The sequence below is a fragment of the Candidatus Rhodoblastus alkanivorans genome (genome assembly GCF_022760755.1).
In the GTDB taxonomy this organism is placed as follows: Bacteria; Pseudomonadota; Alphaproteobacteria; order Rhizobiales; family Beijerinckiaceae; genus Rhodoblastus; species Rhodoblastus alkanivorans.
This window is the reverse complement of sequence record NZ_JAIVFP010000001.1, coordinates 243,225-262,936: the sequence shown is the minus strand read 5'-3', so window position 1 is coordinate 262,936 and position 19,712 is coordinate 243,225. Positions and strand designations below refer to the sequence as shown.

The following is a 19,712-nucleotide window of genomic DNA, read 5'->3' as shown; positions in this document are numbered from 1 at the left end:
TTGGAAAGGGCCTTTGTTTTCAAATGTATAAATTCTCAGCGCGATTTTGCGCGGCGCGCAACGACTTGAACTTTCGGCTTGGTTACAGATTACAAAAAATGTTACATGTCAAAATCAGGATCGCCGAACGTCAGGCTGCGTTGGATGGCCGCAATGGCGCGGCTGGCGCGAAAATCCATCTCCGCGACCGAAACGTCTTTATCGAGAGCGATCGACACCGGTTGGACGAAGCGATGGGCGAGGTCGAAGACCAGCGCCATCGCCCGGCGCCGGTCCTGAATGCGGAACGCGCCGGATCCAATGCCTTCCTCGACGATGGCCTGAATCTCGGCCTGAACCCTGTTGCGATGCCGTCGCGCGACGCCGCCGCCTTTCTCGACCGCGTCGCAAAGCAGCCGGAACAGGGTGGGGTCGCTGTCCCTCTTTTCGCGATAGGCGCGCTGCAAGGCCGTCAGCGCCCGCTCCAGCTTGTCATAGGCCGGGTCCTGCCCCTGAACGATGACATGAAGCTGCTGTTCCAGCGGCTTGAGCCAGAGCAGGGTGACCGCCTCGAACAGCGCTTCCTTGGATGGAAAATACCGATAGACATTGGCGTGGGACATTCCAGCCGCCTCCGCGATCCCGACAATCGTGGTCCGCCGGGGCCCGAATTGGCGCAGTTGGGCGCAGGCCAGATCCAGTATTTTCTGGTCGGGGGCTTTTTCGTCCGGGCGCGCCCGATGGATCATGTCTCAACAAGACCCGTGATGTCGCCGCTGACCTTTTCGCCGCGGCCGTGAGGCAATTCAAGATATTGCGTCGAGCGCATTTCCGTCAGCCGGGAGACCGTGCGCGCGAATTCGAAAGCCTCCCAGCCCTGTTCCGCCTGATAGATCTTTTCAGGCTCGACGTCGGCCGAGGCGATCAGCTTCACGCGCTGATCATAAAGCCCGTCGATGAGGTTGATGAATCTTTTCGCTTCGTTGCGTTCGTCCGCGTTGATTGTCGGAATATTATCTACGACGAGGACATGAAAATATTCCGCGATCGCGACGAAATCGGCGGCGCCGAGCGGCTGTTTGCACAAATCGGCATAGTCGAAACGCGCGACGCGGCCCGACGCCTGCGGCACGACGATTTCGCGCCCCATCACGGGCAGGCGGAGGGAGGCGGCGTTTTTCACTCCCGTCAGGGCGTGGAAGGCTTTGTCCAGCGCGGCGCGCGCTTCGGCGTCGGGGGGCGTCAGATAAACGGGGGCGCCGCTCAACTTTTCGAGACGGAAATCCGTTCGCGCGTCGAGCCTGACAACCTCCATATTTTTCTTGATCATGCCGATGAAGGGGAGGAACAGGGCGCGGTTCAGGCCATCCATGTATAGGTCGGCCGGATCGACATTAGAGGTCGCGACGACCACCATCCCGCGCGCCCACAAGGCTTCGAACAGCCGACCGAGGATCATGGCGTCGGCAATGTCGGTGACGGCGAATTCGTCGAAACACAATAGGATCGCTTCGTCGATCAATTCGCTGGCGACCGGCGCGATCGGGTCTTCGCCTTTCACCTCGCCGGTTTTTCTCTTCTGGCGCCACGCGAAAATGCGCTTGTGGACATCCGCCATGAACGCATGAAAATGAACCCTGCGCTTTTTTTCGATCGCGATGGAATCGAAGAACAGGTCCATCAGCATGGTTTTGCCGCGTCCGACCAGGCCCCAGACATAGAGCCCGCGCGCCGTCGGCGCGGTCACGTTTCGTGCGCCGAAAAGCCAGCCGAGCGAGCTGGATTTTTTGGCGAGCCGGCGTTCGGTCAGAGAGACGCCCAGGGCGTCAAGTTTCTCGACTACCGCCATCTGTTTGGCGTCGCGCTCGATTCTTCCTTGCGCGACGAGGTCGTCATATTCGTCGATGATCGAGCGGCGCGAATGTTCCATTACCCATTCCGGATGGTGATGGAGGCGTGTAGCGGCGCGCCGCCGCGCTTGACAAGCTAGCCTTTCGCTCAAGGGCGCGCTCAAGCTTGCCGGACCAAACGTATCAGCTTACGATCAGCAGCCTGTCAAAAAGTTACCCACAATAACGAGGAAACGCCATGGTCAAAATTCGACCGTTCGATGAGCAAACACAGACCGAGCAGCCCAAACGACGCTTGCGGTCGCTCGATCTTCCCGGCGAGAACGGCGATATCACCGCCTTGCTGCGGCAGGCGGCCGGCGCGCAGCGGCTTGCCGAGGAACGGCTTCTTGCCGATCTCGGCGTGACGCCGCCGCAATTGGCGGCCTTGACCTTGATCGGCGCAAATCCCGGCCTGCTCGCGGCCGATCTGGCGCGCAAGGCCAAGCTCACGCCGCAGACGGTTTCGCTCATCGTCGCCAATTTGCGCCGCGCCGGCCTTGTGCGCGAGGAGGACGGCGCGTTTTCCGCCGCCTCCCGGGCGCGGCCGCTGGCCCTGACGCCTGAAGGCGAGAAAATCCTGCGCCTCGGTCGGGAACGGACCGAAAGCGCGAGCGCGCGTCTGACCGAGGGCATTCGTCCGAAACGGGAGAAGGCCCTGCGCCGCTGGCTTGCGGCGATCGCGGCCGGGCTGCCGCTCCCGGGCGCCGCGCTCGACGCGGATGATCTATAGGCCGCCGAGGGCGCGTATCGCCCGCCATTGCTCGGCCGAGACGGGCTGAACCGACAGCCGGCTCATCTTGACGAGCGCCATGTCGGCGAAGCGCGGATCGGCCTTGATTTCTTCCAGGGTCACCGGCCGCTTCAACGGCTCGACCGCGCGCACGTCGACCATGCCGAATTTCCCGCTGGCGTCGGTCGGGTCGGGGTGGAAGGTCTTGATCACTTCGACAATGCCGACGATCTCCTTGCCGACATTGGAATGATAGAAAAAGGCGAGGTCGCCGAGCTTCATCGCCATCATCTGCTGTTTGGCGAGATGATTGCGCACGCCGGTCCAGCCCGTTCCCTCGCCGCCGCAGGCGACCATCTGGTCCCAGGACCAGGCGTCGGGCTCGCTCTTGACCAGCCAGTACGATTTATCGTCGCTCATGAAAGATAGGTCCCCAGGACCGGCTTGTAGGGGCGCAATTCGACGGAGGCGAACAGGCCGGCCCTGGCATAGGGGTCGCTCGCCAGGAAATCGCGTGCGAAAAGCTCGTCGGGACAGTCGAGAACCAGCATCGAACCGCAGGGCTGGCCGGCGGGATCGAGAAAGGGGCCGGCGAGTTTTACGATTTCTGTCTTTTCGCCGAGGAAAGCGAGGTGGGCGGCGCGGTTTTCCAGCCGTATCGCGAGCGAATCCGGCTTGTCGAGGCAGATGGCGACAAAATGCATGTCTGGTCCCAGAATTTTTTTCGAGCGAAGAAATATTCGCGCCAAATGGTTGCACGAGAGGGCCGGCTGATTCAACCGAGGCAAGGGACCTCAAACCGGTGCGGCGTGTTGTAACTGTCGTGACTTGGTTCTAGCCTCGCGCCCGCTCCCGGTCTCTTTTGGGGACGGGCGACGCGCAAGACGATTTCTCGGGAGAGTCCCATGAGCATTTTCGGCACCATTCTGGGTAAGATCTTCGGCTCGGCGCCGGCTGATGCGGCGCCTGCAGCGGCTCCCGCCGCCGACGCTCCCGCGGCGGCGCCGGCGCTGGACGCTCCGGCGAGCGTTCCGGCCGATGTCGCCAGCAAGGTCGATATCGCGGCGGTCCTCGACGAAATGAACGAGAAGAACCCCGAAACCCTCGACTGGCGTGTTTCGATCGTCGATCTTATGAAGGTGCTCGGCCTCGATTCTAGTCTTCAGGCGCGCCGGGAACTCGCCGCCGAGCTGAAATATGACGGCGACACCCACGACACCGCCAAAATGAACATGTGGCTGCACGCAAAGGTGATCGCCCTGGTCGCGGCCAATGGCGGCAAGGTTCCGGCCGACATTCTCAAGAAATAACCAAAGACGGCGCGGCGTCATCCCTCGGCCAACAGCCCGCCGTAAGGCGGGCTCAGCCCTCAGCCTTGAAGGGCCGGCTCATCAGGGCCTCGATCGCCGCGCCGACGTCGATCCGGCTTTCGAGGATCGCCGTCACCGCCTCGGCGATCGGCATTTCTACGCCAAGCCTGCGCGCTTTTTCGACGAGGATCCGGGCGGTCAAGGCGCCTTCGCTCAATTTGCCATGGCTCGCCGCCTGCGGCGCCTCGCCTTCGCCCAGGGCGAAACCGAGGGCGTAATTGCGCGATTGGGGCGAAGAACAGGTCAAGGCGAGGTCGCCCAGTCCCGAAAGGCCCATGATCGTTTCCGGCCGCGCGCCCTGGGCGGCGGCGAAACGCATCAGTTCGGCAAAGCCGCGCGCGAGCAACGCGGCATGGGCGCTGGCCCCGAGTTTGCGGCCCATGGCGACGCCGCAGGCGATGGCGAGCACGTTTTTCGCCGCCCCGCCGATCTCGACGCCGATCAGGTCGCTCGACCGGTAGAGCCGGAAATTGGGCGCCGCCAGCCGCGCGCAAAGCTCTTCCGCGAGTTCGATGCGACCCGCGGCGAGCGTCACGGCGGTCGGCAGGCCGCGCGCCAGATCGACCGCGAAGCTTGGGCCGGACAAAGCGGCGGCAGGCTGTCCGGGCAACACGTCCGCCAGCACTTCATGCATGTAAAGGCCGGTCTGGCGCTCGATGCCCTTGGCGCAATTCACGACCGCCGATCCGGGCTGCAAATGGCCGCGCAAGGCTTCGGCCGTCGCCCGAAAATTTTGCGCCGGCACCACCGCCAGCACATGGTCCGCCTCCCCCGCGCAGGCTATGTCGGCGACGGGCTCGACGTGCCGGGCGAGATCGACGCCGGGCAGGCGGCGATCGTTGCGCCTGCTTTGCCGCATGGCCTCGACGTGGGCCGGATCATGCGCCCACAACCAGACTTTGCCGCGCCGGCTCGCCGCCATATTGGCCAGCGCCGTGCCCCAGGCGCCGGCGCCGAGCACGGCGAGCGTCGTGGTCTTGCTCATCGCGTGGGGTCCGTATTGTCGCGCCGCGCCCACAGCCTTTCGAAATGGCGGGTGAAGGCCGCGGCCGCCTGCGAACTGTCGATGATCACAATGTCATTGTCCTGCCGGGTTTCGCCGGACCAGGAAAAATTGGCCGATCCCGTGCGCAGCCAGCGCCCGTCGACGGCATAGGCTTTCAGATGCATCAGGTTGTCCTGTTCGGCCTTGATCCTGGCCTGCACATTGGGCTGGTTCACGAGCGCGAGGACATTGTCGTTCCTGCCGCCGATGCGCCGGAATTGTTCCGGATCGAAATAAAGCCGGATATGGACGCCCCGGCTCGCCGCCGCCGACAGGGCCTCGATCACGCGCTCGTCGCTCAGCACATAGGCCGTCATGTCGATTTTTTGTCGCGACCGGCGAATCAGGTCGGGGTCCAGAGTTTCGAAGCCCGGCGCGGGTCCATAGGCGACGCGCACGGGCGCCGCGATCGGGGATTGCGGCTGCAGAAAGGGTTTGGGAGCCTCGATCGCGACGACGAAGGCGGCGGGCAGGAGGAGATATTTGAGCGCGCGCAAAAAAACCTCACGCCTTGCCATGCCAGCGCGGGTCCTGGCGCGCATCGAGCGGCCAGCGCGGCCGGGCGGCGAAATCCATGCCGTCGACGAGGCCAAGGCGGAATCGCTCGAGCCCCGCCCAGGCGATCATGGCGCCATTGTCCGAGCACAGACCAGGCGGCGGCAAGGCGAGCCTCAGGCCGGTTTCGGCGCAGAAACGGCCGAGCGCGCGGCGGATCGCGCCATTGGCGGCGACCCCGCCCGCCGCCACCAGCGCCGTCGGCGCCTTGGGCGAATCGGCGAGCAGGCGCAGAGCGGCGCGGCAGCGATCCACGATCACATCGACCGCGGCGGCCTGGAAAGAGGCGCAGAGATCGGCGACGTCGGTATTGGTGAGGGGCGCGATGCGCTCGGCTTCCTGTCGGACGGCGGTCTTGAGGCCCGAAAAGGAAAAGTCGGGATTGCGCCGCGCGGCCATCGGCCGGGGGAAATCGAAACGCGCCGGGTCGCCGCCGAGCGCTGCCTGTTCGACCCGCGGACCGCCCGGATAGGGCAGGCCGAGCAGTTTCGCGGCCTTGTCGAATGCTTCGCCGACGGCGTCGTCGACCGTCGAGCCGAGCCGCTGGTAGTCGCCGACGCCATTGACCGCGACGAGCTGGCTGTGGCCGCCCGAGACCAGCAGGAGCAGATAGGGGAATTCGATATTGTCGGTCAGACGCGCCGTCAGGGCATGGGCTTCGAGGTGGTTGACGGCGACGAAAGGCTTATGCGCAGCAAGCGCGATCGCCTTGCCCGTGATCAGTCCGACCATCACGCCGCCGATCAGGCCGGGGCCTGCGGCGGCCGCGATGGCGTCAAGGTCTTCGACGCGGCAGTCGGCTTCGGCCAGGGCGCGGCGAATCAGCGGGTCGAGCGCCTCGACATGGGCGCGGGCGGCGATTTCGGGAACGACCCCGCCAAAGGCGGCGTGTTCCGCGATCTGGCTCAGTACGCAGTTCGAGAGGATTTTGCCGCGTCCCATCGAGTCGGCCTCGACCACCGCCGCGGCGGTTTCGTCGCAGGTGCTCTCAATGCCGAGAACGCGAAGACTGGCCCACATCTCTTTGCTCCCCGCGCCGCTTTCATCGCGGCGCGCTTTTTTCTATAGTCCGCCGCCTTGAGGTTTGAAAACGGCATGGAGCGAAATTTTGGCGCCCTGGATGAAAATCGGCACGCGCGGCAGTCCCCTGGCGTTGGCTCAGGCCCATGAAACGCGCCGCCGCCTCGCTCTCGCTCATGGCGCGCCGGAGGAACATTTCGAAATCGTCGTCATCAAGACCAGCGGCGACATGATCCAGGACCGACCTTTGGCCGAAGTCGGCGGCAAGGGGCTTTTCACCCGCGAGCTGGACCTGGCCCAGCTCGACGGCGCGATCGACATAGCGGTCCATTCGGCCAAGGATTTGCCCACCCTTTTACCCGAGGGCCTCATCGTCGCCGGCTATCTGCCGCGCGAGGACGTCCGCGACGCCTTCATTGGCCGTGAGGCCAGGACCCTGATGGATTTGCCGCAAGGGGCGCGCGTCGGCTCGGCGTCGCTGCGCCGGCAGGCGATGATTCGGCGGCTGCGCCCCGACCTCGAGGTCGAATTGCTGCGCGGCAATGTCCAGACCCGGCTGCGCAAGGTGGAAAGCGGCGAATTCGCCGCCACTTTGCTGGCGCTCGCGGGATTGAAGCGGCTCGGCCTCGCCGATCAGGCGACGTCCGTCCTGCCGCTCGACCTTTTTCCGCCAGCCTGCGGCCAAGGCGCCATCGCGATCACCGCGCGCGCGGAGGACGCGCGAATTCTCGCCGATCTGGCGATGATCTGCGACGCGGAGACGGGGAGCGCCCTGGCGGCGGAGCGGGCGTTCCTGACTGTGCTCGACGGCTCCTGCCGCACGCCGATCGCCGGTCACGCCGTGGTCGCCGGAGACCGGGTGAGCTTTTATGGAATCGTCCTGCGCAAGGACGGCTCCGAGGCCTTCGACGCTCGCGCCGAAGGCCTGGCCGCGGAGGCGTCCGGTCTGGGCGAATCGGCCGCGCGCAGGATTCTCGAGGCCGCGCCGGCCGACCTGCTCCATTTCTGACTTCCGATGCGCGTGCTGGTGACCCGGCCCTCCGACCAGGCGGCGCGGACGGCGAAGCGGCTCGCCGCCCTGGGCCATCGCGTCGTGCTCGCGCCAGCCCTGGAGATCGTCCCGACCGGAACAGCGCCGCCGGAAGGGGAATTCGATCTGATTCTCGCAACAAGCGCGCAAGCCTTTGCCGGAGGGGCGCCGAAGCCATCCTTGCGCGCCCTTCCCGTCGCCTGCGTCGGCGAAAGGACCGCGCGAGCCGCGGAAGCGTCCGGCTTTCGCGTGGCGCTCGTCGCTCCGCGCGCCGAGGCCCTGGCCGAACGGCTCGTCGCCGAAATGAAACCCGCCTCCGCGCTTTATTTCGCGGGCCGCGAACGCAAGCCCGTGCTGGAGGATCGTCTTCGCGCCGCCGGCTGGGCCGTCGCCGTGGTCGAGATTTATGACGCCCGTCCCGTCGCGGGCTGGCCGGACGAAGTCCTCGCCGCGCTTCGCGACGGGCGGATTGACGCCGTGCTGCATTATTCCCCGCGCAGCGCCGGCGCGGCTTTGTCCCTGATCGGCGGCGCCGCTTCGCGCCTCTCGCATTTCTGTCTTTCGCAGGACGTCGCCGACATTTGCGCGAGATGGGCGCCCACGGAACGAATCTTCACGGCTTCTCAACCCGATGAAGAGGCGTTATTGAAATTGCTCTGCTCGGTGGAGCCATTGCGAGGAGATTGATCGCGCATGAAAAGAGCCGTCGCCCTTTCCTCCGTCCTTGTTCTCATGGCGTTGGGGTCGCCGGCCGCTACGGCGGCGCAATTCCCCTATGGCGTTTGGCGGGTCGCCGACGGTTCGGCGCTCATCCGCATCTCGCCTTGCGGGGGGGGCGTTTGCGGCTATGTCGCCGCGGCGCCGCGGCCTGCGCCCGGCGAGAAATCGGCCGTCGGCAAGAAGATTTTGCTCAACCTTCGCCGCGTCGGCGATGTCTGGAAGGGGCGAATCTTCAATCTCGACAATGGCACGTTGTATGACGGGGAAATCTCGCAGGGCGGAGACGCCAATCATCTGCGGGTCCAGGGCTGCGTCGCCGGCGGGGGCCTTTGCGGCGGCGAAACCTGGAAACGGGCGCGCTGACCGGGCGTCTTTACGCCACGATCCAGTCTCGTTGACAAGGCGACGCGGCGCTTCTATCTCTCGCCCGCCGGGTTCCCGGCTTTGCGCGCTCTCGCGCCGCCTCCGTCAAAAATCGCCGCGGTCGACGAGAACAAGGCGCGGCGTCTTGTTTCTTGCGCCAAGGCTCCCGAAATAGGGGCGGCGCGTCTCGCCGGCCAAGGAGCCTCGAAAAGAAGGCCTCTCCGATCGCCGGCGTCCACCGGATTGCGCGGCTGGGCCGCCGCGCTGAAAGGTCGATTTGATGTTGGGGAACCTCGCGAAGAAGATTTTTGGCTCCGCCAACGATCGCAGGTTGAAGACCTATCGGCCCCGCGTCGCCGCCATCAATGCGCTGGAGCCGGAGATCGCCGCCCTTTCCGACGAAGCTTTGCGCGCCCGCACCGATGCGTTTCGCGCCGAACTTGCGGCGGGCAAGCCGCTCGACGATCTTATCATTCCCGCTTTCGCCACGGTGCGCGAGGCGGCAAAGCGCGCGATCGGCCAGCGCCATTTCGACGTCCAGCTCCTCGGCGGCATGGTGCTGCACGAGGGTTCGATCGCTGAAATGAAAACCGGCGAGGGCAAGACCCTTGTCGCCACGCTCGCCTGCTATCTCAACGCGCTCGCCGGCAACGGCGTCCATGTCGTGACCGTCAACGACTATCTCGCCAGCCGCGACGCCGAGAACATGGGTCGCATCTATAATTTCCTCGGTCTGACCGTCGGCGTGATCGTCCACGGCCTCGACGACGCCGAACGCGCCCAGGCCTATGCCGCCGACATTACCTATGGCACCAACAACGAATTCGGTTTCGACTATCTGCGCGACAATATGAAATATGAGCTGAACCAAATGGTTCAGCGCGGCCATTCCTTCGCCATTGTCGACGAGGTCGATTCGATCCTGATCGACGAAGCCCGCACGCCGCTCATCATTTCCGGCCCCTCGGACGACAAGTCGGACCTCTACAACACAATTGACAAGCTGATCCCGCTCCTCGGTGCGGAAGATTACGAGATCGACGAAAAGCAGCGCAGCACCAATCTCACCGAAGAAGGCAACGAAAAGACCGAGCAATGGCTGCGCGAGGCGGGCCTTTTGACCGAGGGGTCGCTGTACGAATCTACCAACGTGACCCTGGTTCACCACGTCAACCAGGCCTTGCGCGCCCATAAATTGTTCCATCGAGACAAGGATTACATCGTTCGCAACGGCGAAGTGGTCATCATCGACGAATTCACCGGCCGCATGATGCCTGGCCGCCGCTATTCCGAAGGCCAGCATCAGGCGCTGGAGGCCAAGGAAGGCGTGACGGTCCAGCCCGAAAACGTGACCCTGGCCTCGATCACCTTCCAGAATTATTTCCGGCTCTATAAAAAGCTCGCGGGCATGACCGGCACGGCGGCGACCGAAGCCGAGGAATTCGCCGAAATCTACAAGCTCGAAGTGCTCGAAATTCCGACCAACCTGCCGGTGGCGCGGCTTGACGCCGACGATGAGGTCTATCGCAGCTCGGCGGAGAAACTTGCGGCCATCGTCACGGAAATCGAGAGCGCGAACGCTGAAGGCCAGCCCCTGCTGGTCGGCACGACCTCGATCGAGAAATCGGAGCAGCTTGCCGAATATCTCGAGGGCAAGGGCTATAAAATGATCGACTTTGGCGCGTCCGGCGCGCTCGACAAGCTTTACGCCTCCGCCCGCTCCGGCAAGCCGTCGAAAAATTTCGCCGTCCTCAACGCCCGCTTCCACGAGCAGGAAGCCTATATCGTCGCCGAAGCCGGCGTTCCCGGCGCGATCACCATCGCCACCAACATGGCCGGCCGCGGCACGGACATTCAGCTTGGCGGCAATATCGACATGCGCCTCAAGCAGGAATGCGCCGGCCTCGAAGGCGAGGCGCGCGAGGCCCGCGAGAAGGCGATCCGCGAGGAGGTCGCGGAGTTCAAGAAAAAGGCATTGGCCGCGGGCGGGCTCTATATCATCGGCACCGAACGCCATGAAAGCCGGCGCATCGACAATCAGTTGCGCGGCCGCTCGGGCCGTCAGGGCGACCCCGGCAAGTCGAAATTCTTCCTGTCGTTGCAGGACGACCTGATGCGCATTTTCGGCTCGGACCGCATGGACGCCATGCTGACCAAACTCGGCCTGCAGGAGGGCGAGGCCATCATCCATCCCTGGATCAACAAGGCGTTGGAGAAGGCGCAGCAGAAGGTCGAAGCGCGCAATTTCGACATGCGCAAGAACGTGTTGAAATTCGACAATGTCATGAACGACCAGCGCAAGGTCGTGTTCGAGCAGCGCCGCGACATGATGGCGCAGGATTCGCTTGAAGACGTCATCGCCGAAATGCGCCACGGCGTGGTGGACGATCTCGTCGCGAGCCATGTGCCGCATGACGCCTATCCCGAAGCCTGGGACATTGCCGGCCTCGCCGAGGAAGTCCAGAACCAGCTCAATATCGCGCCGCCGCTGGCCGACTGGGCCAAGGCGGAAGGCATTGGCGACGAGGAGCTGCGCGAGCGGCTCGAAACCGCGGCCGACGAAGCCTATGCCGCGCGCGAAAAGATGAATTCGCCGGAGCTCACCCGCTATATCGAGAAGCAGGTGCTGCTCCAGACGCTCGACCATTTGTGGCGCGAGCATCTGGTCGTGCTCGACCAGCTGCGCCAGGTCATCGGTTGGCGCGGCATGGCCCAGCGCGATCCGCTCAACGAATATCAGTCCGAGGCTTTCGAGCTTTTCAACACCCTCATCACCCATTTGCGCGAGGCCGTCACCGCGCAGCTCATGCGCATCGAGGTCGTTCCCGAGCGCCCGGCGGAGCCGCAACTTCCGCCCATGCAGGCGATGCATCTCGATCCCTTGACCGGCGAGGATGAATTTGCATTCGCCCAGATCAACGCGCGCATCGACGCAGGCGAATTTTCGCCGGGCGCGCTGGGCGTCCCCGAGCCCTCCGCGCCGCGCGATCCGGACAATCCGGCGAACTGGGGCCGGGTGGGCCGCAACGAGCCGTGTCCCTGCGGATCGGGCAAGAAATACAAGCACTGCCACGGCGTCCTGGCCTGACGCCGCTGTCCGCGCGGCGTCCCAAGCCACGGGATCAACGCGATGAGCGAGCGCCAGTCAGAAGACCGCGCCGGCGTCGCGGACGTGCTCGTTCCAGTGGCGGTGGAACAGCCCTATTCCTATCGCATTCCCGCAGGAATGGCTCTGGCGGCGGGCGATTTCGTCAAGGTCTCGCTTGGTTCGCGCGCGCAGATCGGCGTCGTCTGGGCCGTGCGGGGCGGAGCCTCAGACAAGCTCAAACCGGTGCTGGAGCGGCTGGACCTGCCGCCGCTGCGGGAACAGTTCCGCTCCTTCCTCGATTGGGTCGCCTCCTGGACCATGGCGCCGCGCGGCATGGTGCTGCGCATGGCGACCCGGGCGGCGGAAGACGCTGAAGAAGAACCCTTGCGCATCGGGATTCGTGCGACCGGCGCGCCGCCAAAGCGCCCGACGCCGGCCCGCGCGCGGGTTCTCGCCGCCCTGCTCGGCGATCTCGCGACGACCAAGACGGAACTGGCCCGGTTCGCCGGCGTCTCCGCGGGGGTCGTCGACGCCCTGATCGACGATGGCGCGCTGGAGGCCTTCGCCCTGCCGCCTGAAACGCCCGGCGGCAGGCCCGATTTCGATTTCTGCGCGCCGGCGCTGTCGCCGGCGCAGCAACAGGCCGCCCGGAATTTGCGCGAGGCGGTCGCGTCGCGGGCGTTCAAGCCGATCCTGCTCGAAGGCGTCACCGGGGCCGGCAAGACGGAAGTCTATTTCGAGGCCGTCGCGGAAGCCTTGGAAAGCGCCGGCCAGGCACTGATCCTGATGCCCGAAATCGCCCTGACGGCGCAATTTCTCGAACGTTTCGCCAAAAGGTTCGGCCAGCCGCCGGCGGAATGGCATTCGGGCCTGTCGCCGCGTCGGCGGGCGCGGGTCTGGCGCGGCGCCGCCGAAGGCGAAGCCCGGGTGGTGGCGGGCGCGCGTTCAGCCCTGTTCCTGCCTTTCGCCGATCTGCGGCTGATCGTGGTCGATGAAGAGCACGAGGCGGCTTATAAGCAGGACGATGGCGTCATCTATCACGCGCGCGACATGGCGGTGGTGCGGGCGAAGAGCGACTCCTGCGCTATCGTTCTGGCTTCTGCGACCCCCTCGATCGAGACGCGGGAAAACGCCCGACAGGGGCGCTATGGCTGGCAGAAGCTCGAAAGCCGCTTCGCCGGACGGACATTGCCGAAAATCGAAGCGATCGACCTGCGGCGGCAAGGCCCGCCGCGCGGCAAATGGATTGCGCCGCGCCTCGCCGACGCGATGCGGCAAAATTTCGCGCAAAACGAGCAGGCGCTTCTCTTTCTTAACCGGCGCGGCTATGCGCCGCTCACCTTATGCCGCGCCTGCGGCCACAGGTTCCAGTGCCCGAACTGCTCGGCCTGGCTGGTCGAGCATCGCGCCCGAAGGGCTCTCGTCTGCCATCATTGCGGTCATGTCGAGCGCCGTCCGGACAAATGCCCGGCCTGCGAAACGGCGGATTCGCTGGTCGCCTGCGGACCCGGAGTCGAACGGCTCGCGGAGGAGGCCGCTGAACTTTTTCCCGAGGTCCGCCTCCTCGTTCTTTCGTCGGACATGCCGGGCGGGACGGCGCGGATGCGAGCGGAATTGCAGGCGATCGAGAACGGCGAGTTCGATCTCGTCATTGGCACCCAGCTCGTCGCCAAGGGCCATCATTTTCCGCATTTGACCCTGGTCGGCGTGGTCGACGCCGACATCGGCCTCGCCAATGGCGATCCGCGCGCCGCCGAACGGACTTTTCAGCTGCTCAATCAGGTGGCGGGCCGCGCCGGGCGCGGCGAACGGCCCGGGCGGGCCTTCCTACAGACCTGGCAGATGGATCATCCCGTTCTGCGCGCCCTGCTGTCCGGCGATTTTGAACGTTTCTATCGCGAGGAAACGGACATTCGCCGCGAGGCCGGCTTGCCGCCGTTCGGCCGGCTTGCCGCGCTCATCGTCTCGGCGGCGGATCGGACGGCGGCCGAACGCCACGCCCGCGACCTGGCGCGCGCCGCGCGCCAGTTCCAGGCCGGAGCGGATTCGCCCGCGTCGGACATTGTCACGCTCGGCCCGGCCGAGGCGCCGATTGCGGTGCTGCGCGGCAAAAGCCGTTTTCGCCTGCTGGTCAAAGCGCCGCGCGCCGCGGATCTGCAAGGCTTTCTGCGCGCCCTGTTAACTTTGGCGCCCAAACCGCGCGGCGGCGTGCGGGTCATCGTGGACATTGACCCGCAAAATTTTCTTTAGGAAAAATTGGGTGAAGCGTCAGTCTAATTTATCGCTAAACCATATTTCTGCCGCTTAAGTGAGGGTTGCGCAGGAAGGCGCCCTATGTTAGGTGAGCCGCGCCTTTCGGGGAGTCCAGCTACCGCCGCTTCCCGTTTCCAGACAGTTCAGCCCTTAAAGCAGTTGCGGCGTTGCGCCGAACCGTTCGAGGGCGGATGGTCGTCCGATATCGTAGGGAGCTTTTCCGCGTGGCTGAAGTCGACGACTCCAAGAATCCGACGTCCGGCGTCGCGGAACGCTATGCCCAGGCCCTTTTCTCGCTTGCCCAGGAACAGAAGGTCACCGACGCCGTCACTGAGGCCCTGGGCAATTTCGCGGAAATGATCGAGCAGAGCGCTGATCTCAAGCGCCTCGTCCTCAGCCCGGTCTTTTCGGCCGAGGAGCAGCTCAAGGCGATTTCGGCCATTCTCGACAAATATGGTTTCGGCGGCATCACCGCTAATTTTGTCAAGCTCGTGGCCGCCAAGCGCCGCCTTTTCGTTCTCCCCGACATGATCCGCGCCTTTGTCGCCCTGAACGACAAGGCCAAGGGCGTGGCCCGCGCCGACGTCACCGTCGCCGCCGCGCTTTCGCCCGGTCATTCCGCCACGCTCGAACAGGCGCTGCGCGAGGTCTCGGGGGGCAAGGCGGTCAAAGTCAATGTCGATGTCGATCCCTCGATCATTGGCGGCATCGTCGTCAAGATCGGCTCGCGCATGGTCGACGCTTCGCTGAAAACCAAACTCAATTCGCTCCGCACACGCATGAAAGAGGTCGGCTGATGGAACTCCGCGCCGCAGAAATTTCCGCGATTCTCAAGAACGAAATCGCGAATTTCGGTAATGAAGCCCAGATCACGGAAGTTGGCCAGGTTCTGTCCGTCGGCGACGGCATCGCCCGCGTCTACGGCCTCGACAACGTCCAGGCAGGCGAGCTCGTTGCGTTCGAAAACGGCATTCAGGGCATGGCTCTGAACCTTGAAGCCGACAATGTCGGCGTCGTCATTTTCGGCTCCGACCGCGAGATCATGGAAGGTCAGACGGTCAAGCGCACCGGCTCGATCGTCGACGTTCCCGTCGGCAAGGAAATGCTTGGCCGCGTCGTCGACGCGCTGGGCAATCCGATCGACGGCAAGGGCCCGATCCACGCCGCCAAGCGCTCGCGCGTCGACGTCAAGGCGCCCGGCATCATCCCGCGCAAGTCGGTGCATGAGCCGATGGCGACCGGTCTCAAGGCCATCGACGCCTTGATCCCGATCGGCCGCGGCCAGCGCGAACTGATCATCGGCGACCGCCAGACTGGCAAGACCGCGGTCGCTCTCGACGCCATCCTCAACCAGAAATCGCTCAACCAAGGCACCGACGAAAGCGCCAAGCTCTACTGCGTCTATGTCGCGGTCGGCCAGAAGCGTTCTACCGTCGCCCAGTTCGTGAAGGTTCTGGAAGAGCAGGGCGCGCTGGAATATTCGATCATCGTCGCCGCCACCGCTTCGGACCCGGCCCCGATGCAGTTCCTGGCCCCTTTCGCGGGCGCGGCCATGGGCGAATTCTTTCGCGATAACGGCATGCATTCGCTGATGGTCTATGACGACCTGACCAAGCAGGCGGTCGCCTATCGCCAGATGTCGCTGCTGCTGCGCCGCCCGCCGGGTCGCGAAGCCTATCCCGGCGACGTGTTCTATCTCCACAGCCGCCTTCTGGAGCGCGCCGCCAAGCTCAACGACGCCAATGGCGCGGGCTCCATGACCGCTTTGCCGGTGATCGAAACCCAGGCCAACGACGTGTCGGCCTATATTCCGACTAATGTGATCTCTATCACCGACGGCCAGATCTTCCTCGAAACCGACCTGTTCTACCAGGGCATCCGCCCGGCGGTGAACGTCGGCCTCTCGGTGTCGCGCGTCGGCTCATCGGCCCAGACCAAGGCGATGAAGAAGGTTGCGGGCAAGATCAAGGGCGAACTCGCGCAATATCGCGAAATGGCCGCCTTCGCCCAGTTCGGCTCGGATCTGGACGCCACCACCCAGCGTCTGCTCAACCGCGGCTCGCGCCTGACCGAGCTCCTCAAGCAGGCGCAGTTCTCGCCGCTCAAGATGGAAGAGCAGGTTTCGGTGATCTATGCCGGCGTCAACGGCTATCTCGACGCCCTGCCGGTCAACCGGATCAAGGCTTATGAAGATGGTCTCCTCGCGCTCCTGCGCACCAGCCACGCAGACATTCTCGAGGCGATCCGCGCTTCCAAGGATCTTTCGGACGACACCGCGGGCAAGCTGAAGGCGGTCATCGAAGGCTACACCAAGTCCTTCGCCTGATATTCAACCGGGCCCGCCGTCAAGCCGACGACGGGCTCGCCTCCTGGAGCGCTTCTCGGGTCGGAATGGACGGCAAGAGCGGCAGTCGAGCGGACAAACCATGGCCTCGTTGAAGGACCTTCGCAATCGCATCGCCTCGGTCAAGGCGACGCAGAAAATCACCAAGGCCATGCAGATGGTCGCGGCGGCCAAGTTGCGTCGCGCCCAGATGGCGGCCGAAGCGGCGCGGCCCTATGCCGAGCGCATGGATACGGTTTTGGCCAATCTCGCGGCGGGCGTCGTCGCGGGCTCCGGCCCCGCGCTCCTGACCGGCAATGGCAAGAACGAAACCCATCTCCTGGTCGTCGCGACCGCCGAGCGCGGGCTGTGCGGCGGTTTCAACACGTCGATCGTACGCCTTGCCCGCGAAAAGGCGCTTGCCCTTCAGGCCGAAGGCAAGACCGTCAAGATTCTCTGCATCGGCAAGAAGGGCTTCGACCAGCTTCGTCGCCAGTTCGAAAAGCAGATCATCGATCTGATCGACCTTCGTACGGTGCGCCAGATCGGCTTCGGCAACGCCGATCCGATTGGCAAAAGGATCATCGCCCTGTTCGAAGGGGGCGAGTTCGACGTCGCCACCCTGTTCTATTCCAAGTTCCGTTCGGTCATCTTGCAGATTCCGACAGCCCAGCAACTCATCCCGGCCGAAATTCCGGATGGCGGCGCGACCGCGACCGCGGCTTATGAATATGAGCCGGGGCAGGACGAAATTCTGGAGACCCTGCTGCCGCGCAACATTTCGGTGCAGGTTTTCCGCGCCTTGCTGGAAAACGCCGCTTCCGAACAGGGCGCCCGCATGAGCGCCATGGATAACGCCACGCGCAACGCGGGCGACATGATCAAGAAGCAGACGACGATCTATAACCGGACGCGTCAGGCGATGATCACCAAGGAACTGATCGAAATCATCTCGGGCGCCGAAGCGCTCTGACCGACATTTAGATTGTGAGGACGAAAAATGGCTGAAGCCCGCTCCCAAGGCCACGTCACCCAGGTCATCGGCGCCGTCGTTGACGTGAAGTTCGACGGTCACCTGCCGCAAATTCTGAACGCGCTCGAGACCATTAATAACGGTCAGCGCCTCGTTCTCGAAGTCGCTCAGCATCTCGGCGAAAATTCGGTGCGCTGCATCGCCATGGATGTGTCCGAAGGCCTGGTTCGCGGCCAGGAAGTCACCGACACCGGCGCGCCGATCCGCGTTCCGGTCGGCGAGGGTACGCTTGGCCGCATCATCAATGTCATCGGCGAGCCGGTGGATGAAGCCGGCCCGGTGCCTAATGACGGCTTGCGCGCCATTCACCAGCCGGCCCCGTCCTATGCCGAGCAGGCCACCGAGGCCCAGATCCTCGAAACCGGGATCAAGGTCGTCGATCTGCTCGCGCCCTACGCCAAGGGCGGCAAGATCGGCCTGTTCGGCGGCGCGGGCGTCGGCAAGACCGTTCTGATCATGGAATTGATCAACAATATCGCCAAGGCGCACGGCGGTTATTCGGTGTTCGCCGGCGTCGGCGAGCGCACCCGCGAAGGCAACGACCTTTATCATGAAATGATCGAAGGCGGCGTCAACAAGGACCCGAAGGAACATGGCGGCTCGACCGCCGGCTCCAAATGCGCGCTGGTCTATGGCCAGATGAACGAGCCTCCGGGCGCCCGCGCCCGCGTCGCGCTGACCGGCCTGACGGTGGCCGAACATTTCCGCGACAAGGGCCAGGACGTGCTGTTCTTCGTGGACAACATCTTCCGCTTCACCCAGGCGGGCTCGGAAGTGTCGGCGCTGCTCGGCCGCATTCCTTCCGCGGTGGGCTATCAGCCGACGCTCGCCACCGACATGGGCGCGCTGCAGGAGCGCATCACCACCACCACTAAGGGCTCGATCACCTCGGTGCAGGCGATCTATGTCCCGGCGGACGACTTGACCGACCCGGCGCCGGCGACCTCCTTCGCCCATCTCGACGCCACCACCGTTCTGTCGCGCTCCATCGCCGAAAAGGGGATCTATCCGGCGGTCGACCCGCTCGACTCGACCTCGCGCATGCTGTCGCCGGCGATCGTCGGCGAAGAGCATTACGACATCGCCCGTAAGGTGCAGTCCACGTTGCAGCGCTACAAGTCGCTGCAGGACATCATCGCCATTCTCGGCATGGACGAACTGTCCGAAGAGGACAAGCTCGTCGTCGCCCGCGCCCGCAAGATCGAGCGCTTCCTGTCGCAGCCCTTCCATGTCGCGGAAGTTTTCACCGGCTCGCCGGGCAAGCTCGTCGCGCTCGCCGACACCATCAAGGGTTTCAAGGGTCTGGTCGAGGGTCAGTACGACCACCTGCCGGAAGCCGCCTTTTATATGGTCGGCTCGATCGAGGAAGCGATCGAGAAGGCGCAGAAGCTGGCCGCCCAGGCGGCCTGATCGAGAGGACATCGGCCGGCGGCGTCTCGCCGCCGACGCCCTGACCGCACAGTTTCGGGGCGGGCGGCGCAAGCCCAGGTTTGGAGAAACTCATGGCGACTTTTCACTTCGAGCTGGTCTCGCCCGAAAAACTGTTGTTTTCGGGAGAGGTCGAGGCGGTGCTCGTGCCGGGCCTCGAAGGTCAGTTCACGGTCATGAAGGATCACGCGCCGGTCATGACCGTCCTCAAGGCGGGCGTGGTCGAAGTCCAGGAAGCGGCCAACAAGGTCAACAAGCTTTTCGTGCGCGGCGGTTTTGCTGATGTCGCGGCGGGCGCCCTGACGCTGCTGGCCGAACACGCGACCCCTCTGGAACAATTCGACGCCGCGCAACTGGCGCAGGAAATCAAGGACGCCGAGGAAGACCTCGCCGACGCCAAGACCGAAGAATCCCTGAAACTCGCCGCTGAAAAGCTCGACCAGCTCAATGAGCTGAAATCGGCGATCGCGATGTAAAATTCAGGTCAGCGCTATTTGAAGGCGTCTGCCTGGCGGCAGACGCCTTTTTTGCGCGCCGGACGCCGTGTGCGCGATCAGAGCTTGTAGAAAGGACCGGCCGAAGTTTCCCAGCCGAGCGCGCGCATGCAGGCGACATGGGCCGGGGTTCCGCCACGAATATAAATGTAAAGCTCGGGTTCCGGCATCGTCGAGAGTTTGTCGACATAGGCGCCGCGGAACGGATCGTACATGGCGCAATCCATCAGGGCCATGCGAAGCGAGGGCTGCGGCGTGATCGCGCCCCTGGGCAGGAGGACCGCCGCGGGTTCCGGTTGGGACTGATAAGAGCTGCAGCCGCTCAAGGCGGCGCTTGACAGGAGGAGCGGCGCCAGGAAAGAAATTTTCATTCGCGCGCTTCTCCCGTC

The 19,712-nt window shown here is 64.4% G+C and carries 20 protein-coding genes; 12 read left to right on the top strand and 8 right to left on the bottom strand.

Annotated elements, in window-relative coordinates:
• Positions 1-101 precede the first annotated feature (101 nt).
• Together K2U94_RS01200 and zapE are read right to left on the bottom strand one after the other, a co-directional pair.
• On the bottom strand, positions 102-728 hold the full coding sequence (locus K2U94_RS01200; protein ID WP_243065469.1) for a TetR/AcrR family transcriptional regulator: 627 nt from the start codon (positions 726-728) through the stop codon (positions 102-104).
• Positions 725-1,909, bottom strand: a complete 1,185-nt coding sequence (gene zapE, locus K2U94_RS01195; protein WP_243065468.1) for a cell division protein ZapE — start codon at positions 1,907-1,909, stop codon at positions 725-727. Before zapE ends, K2U94_RS01200 begins: the two co-directional genes overlap by 4 nt.
• Before the next feature lie 158 nt (positions 1,910-2,067).
• On the opposite strand from zapE, the gene K2U94_RS01190 reads away from it, so the two are divergent.
• The gene (locus K2U94_RS01190; RefSeq protein ID WP_243065467.1) at positions 2,068-2,601 is read left to right on the top strand and encodes a MarR family winged helix-turn-helix transcriptional regulator; all 534 of its coding nucleotides are present in this window, start codon (positions 2,068-2,070) and stop codon (positions 2,599-2,601) included.
• Here K2U94_RS01190 and K2U94_RS01185 read toward each other — a convergent pair.
• Together K2U94_RS01185 and K2U94_RS01180 are read right to left on the bottom strand one after the other, a co-directional pair.
• Positions 2,596-3,021 carry an EVE domain-containing protein gene (locus K2U94_RS01185; protein ID WP_243065466.1) on the bottom strand — a complete coding sequence of 142 codons (426 nt, stop codon included), beginning with the start codon at positions 3,019-3,021 and terminating at the stop codon, positions 2,596-2,598. The genes K2U94_RS01190 and K2U94_RS01185 overlap by 6 nt on opposite strands.
• Positions 3,018-3,305 (bottom strand): YciI family protein, encoded by a 288-nt coding sequence (locus K2U94_RS01180; RefSeq protein WP_243065465.1) that lies wholly within the window; start codon positions 3,303-3,305, stop codon positions 3,018-3,020. The genes K2U94_RS01185 and K2U94_RS01180 overlap by 4 nt, the downstream gene beginning before the upstream one ends.
• Before the next feature lie 201 nt (positions 3,306-3,506).
• On the opposite strand from K2U94_RS01180, the gene K2U94_RS01175 reads away from it, so the two are divergent.
• On the top strand, positions 3,507-3,911 hold the full coding sequence (locus K2U94_RS01175; RefSeq protein ID WP_243065464.1) for a DUF3597 domain-containing protein: 405 nt from the start codon (positions 3,507-3,509) through the stop codon (positions 3,909-3,911).
• A 52-nt stretch (positions 3,912-3,963) separates the two neighbouring features.
• Here K2U94_RS01175 and K2U94_RS01170 read toward each other — a convergent pair whose 3' ends face one another.
• The 3 genes from K2U94_RS01170 to tsaD are packed head-to-tail and all read right to left on the bottom strand — an operon-like array spanning position 3,964 to position 6,591.
• Positions 3,964-4,956: an NAD(P)H-dependent glycerol-3-phosphate dehydrogenase gene (locus tag K2U94_RS01170; RefSeq protein ID WP_243065463.1), complete on the bottom strand. Its 993-nt coding sequence runs from the start codon at positions 4,954-4,956 to the stop codon at positions 3,964-3,966.
• Positions 4,953-5,513 carry a phospholipase D-like domain-containing protein gene (locus K2U94_RS01165; protein ID WP_243065462.1) on the bottom strand — a complete coding sequence of 187 codons (561 nt, stop codon included), beginning with the start codon at positions 5,511-5,513 and terminating at the stop codon, positions 4,953-4,955. Before K2U94_RS01165 ends, K2U94_RS01170 begins: the two co-directional genes overlap by 4 nt.
• Before the next feature lie 7 nt (positions 5,514-5,520).
• On the bottom strand, positions 5,521-6,591 hold the full coding sequence (tsaD, locus tag K2U94_RS01160; protein WP_243065461.1) for a tRNA (adenosine(37)-N6)-threonylcarbamoyltransferase complex transferase subunit TsaD: 1,071 nt from the start codon (positions 6,589-6,591) through the stop codon (positions 5,521-5,523).
• A 100-nt stretch (positions 6,592-6,691) separates the two neighbouring features.
• Here tsaD and hemC point away from each other — a divergent pair, with 100 nt between their 5' ends.
• The 10 genes from hemC (at position 6,692) to K2U94_RS01110 (ending at position 19,305) form a co-directional block, all read left to right on the top strand.
• Positions 6,692-7,600, top strand: a complete 909-nt coding sequence (hemC, locus tag K2U94_RS01155) for a hydroxymethylbilane synthase (RefSeq protein WP_243065460.1) — start codon at positions 6,692-6,694, stop codon at positions 7,598-7,600.
• Positions 7,601-7,618: 18 nt separating this feature from the next.
• Entirely contained in the window at positions 7,619-8,308 is a 690-nt protein-coding gene (locus K2U94_RS01150; protein WP_243065459.1) for a uroporphyrinogen-III synthase, read from the top strand.
• Positions 8,309-8,314: 6 nt separating this feature from the next.
• A complete protein-coding gene (locus K2U94_RS01145) occupies positions 8,315-8,704 on the top strand; it encodes a DUF2147 domain-containing protein (protein WP_243065458.1) in 390 nt (129 codons plus the stop codon).
• A gap of 280 nt (positions 8,705-8,984) precedes the next feature.
• A complete protein-coding gene (secA, locus tag K2U94_RS01140; RefSeq protein ID WP_243065457.1) occupies positions 8,985-11,792 on the top strand; it encodes a preprotein translocase subunit SecA in 2,808 nt (935 codons plus the stop codon).
• Between the two features lie 42 nt (positions 11,793-11,834).
• On the top strand, positions 11,835-14,042 hold the full coding sequence (locus K2U94_RS01135) for a primosomal protein N' (RefSeq protein ID WP_243065456.1): 2,208 nt from the start codon (positions 11,835-11,837) through the stop codon (positions 14,040-14,042).
• 194 nt (positions 14,043-14,236) lie between these two features.
• Positions 14,237-14,842, top strand: coding sequence for a F0F1 ATP synthase subunit delta (locus K2U94_RS01130; RefSeq protein ID WP_243065455.1), 606 nt, complete (start codon positions 14,237-14,239; stop codon positions 14,840-14,842).
• The gene (gene atpA / locus K2U94_RS01125) at positions 14,842-16,371 is read left to right on the top strand and encodes a F0F1 ATP synthase subunit alpha (protein WP_243065454.1); all 1,530 of its coding nucleotides are present in this window, start codon (positions 14,842-14,844) and stop codon (positions 16,369-16,371) included. The genes K2U94_RS01130 and atpA overlap by 1 nt, the downstream gene beginning before the upstream one ends.
• 100 nt (positions 16,372-16,471) lie before the next feature.
• Positions 16,472-17,341 (top strand): F0F1 ATP synthase subunit gamma, encoded by an 870-nt coding sequence (locus K2U94_RS01120; protein ID WP_243065453.1) that lies wholly within the window; start codon positions 16,472-16,474, stop codon positions 17,339-17,341.
• Between the two features lie 27 nt (positions 17,342-17,368).
• On the top strand, positions 17,369-18,811 hold the full coding sequence (gene atpD, locus K2U94_RS01115; protein WP_243065452.1) for a F0F1 ATP synthase subunit beta: 1,443 nt from the start codon (positions 17,369-17,371) through the stop codon (positions 18,809-18,811).
• Between the two features lie 92 nt (positions 18,812-18,903).
• Positions 18,904-19,305 (top strand): F0F1 ATP synthase subunit epsilon, encoded by a 402-nt coding sequence (locus tag K2U94_RS01110; RefSeq protein WP_243065451.1) that lies wholly within the window; start codon positions 18,904-18,906, stop codon positions 19,303-19,305.
• Between the two features lie 77 nt (positions 19,306-19,382).
• On the opposite strand, the gene K2U94_RS01105 is transcribed toward K2U94_RS01110, so the two are convergent.
• Complete coding sequence (locus tag K2U94_RS01105; RefSeq protein ID WP_243065450.1) at positions 19,383-19,694, bottom strand: hypothetical protein; 312 nt, start codon at positions 19,692-19,694, stop codon at positions 19,383-19,385.
• Positions 19,695-19,712: the final 18 nt, after the last annotated feature.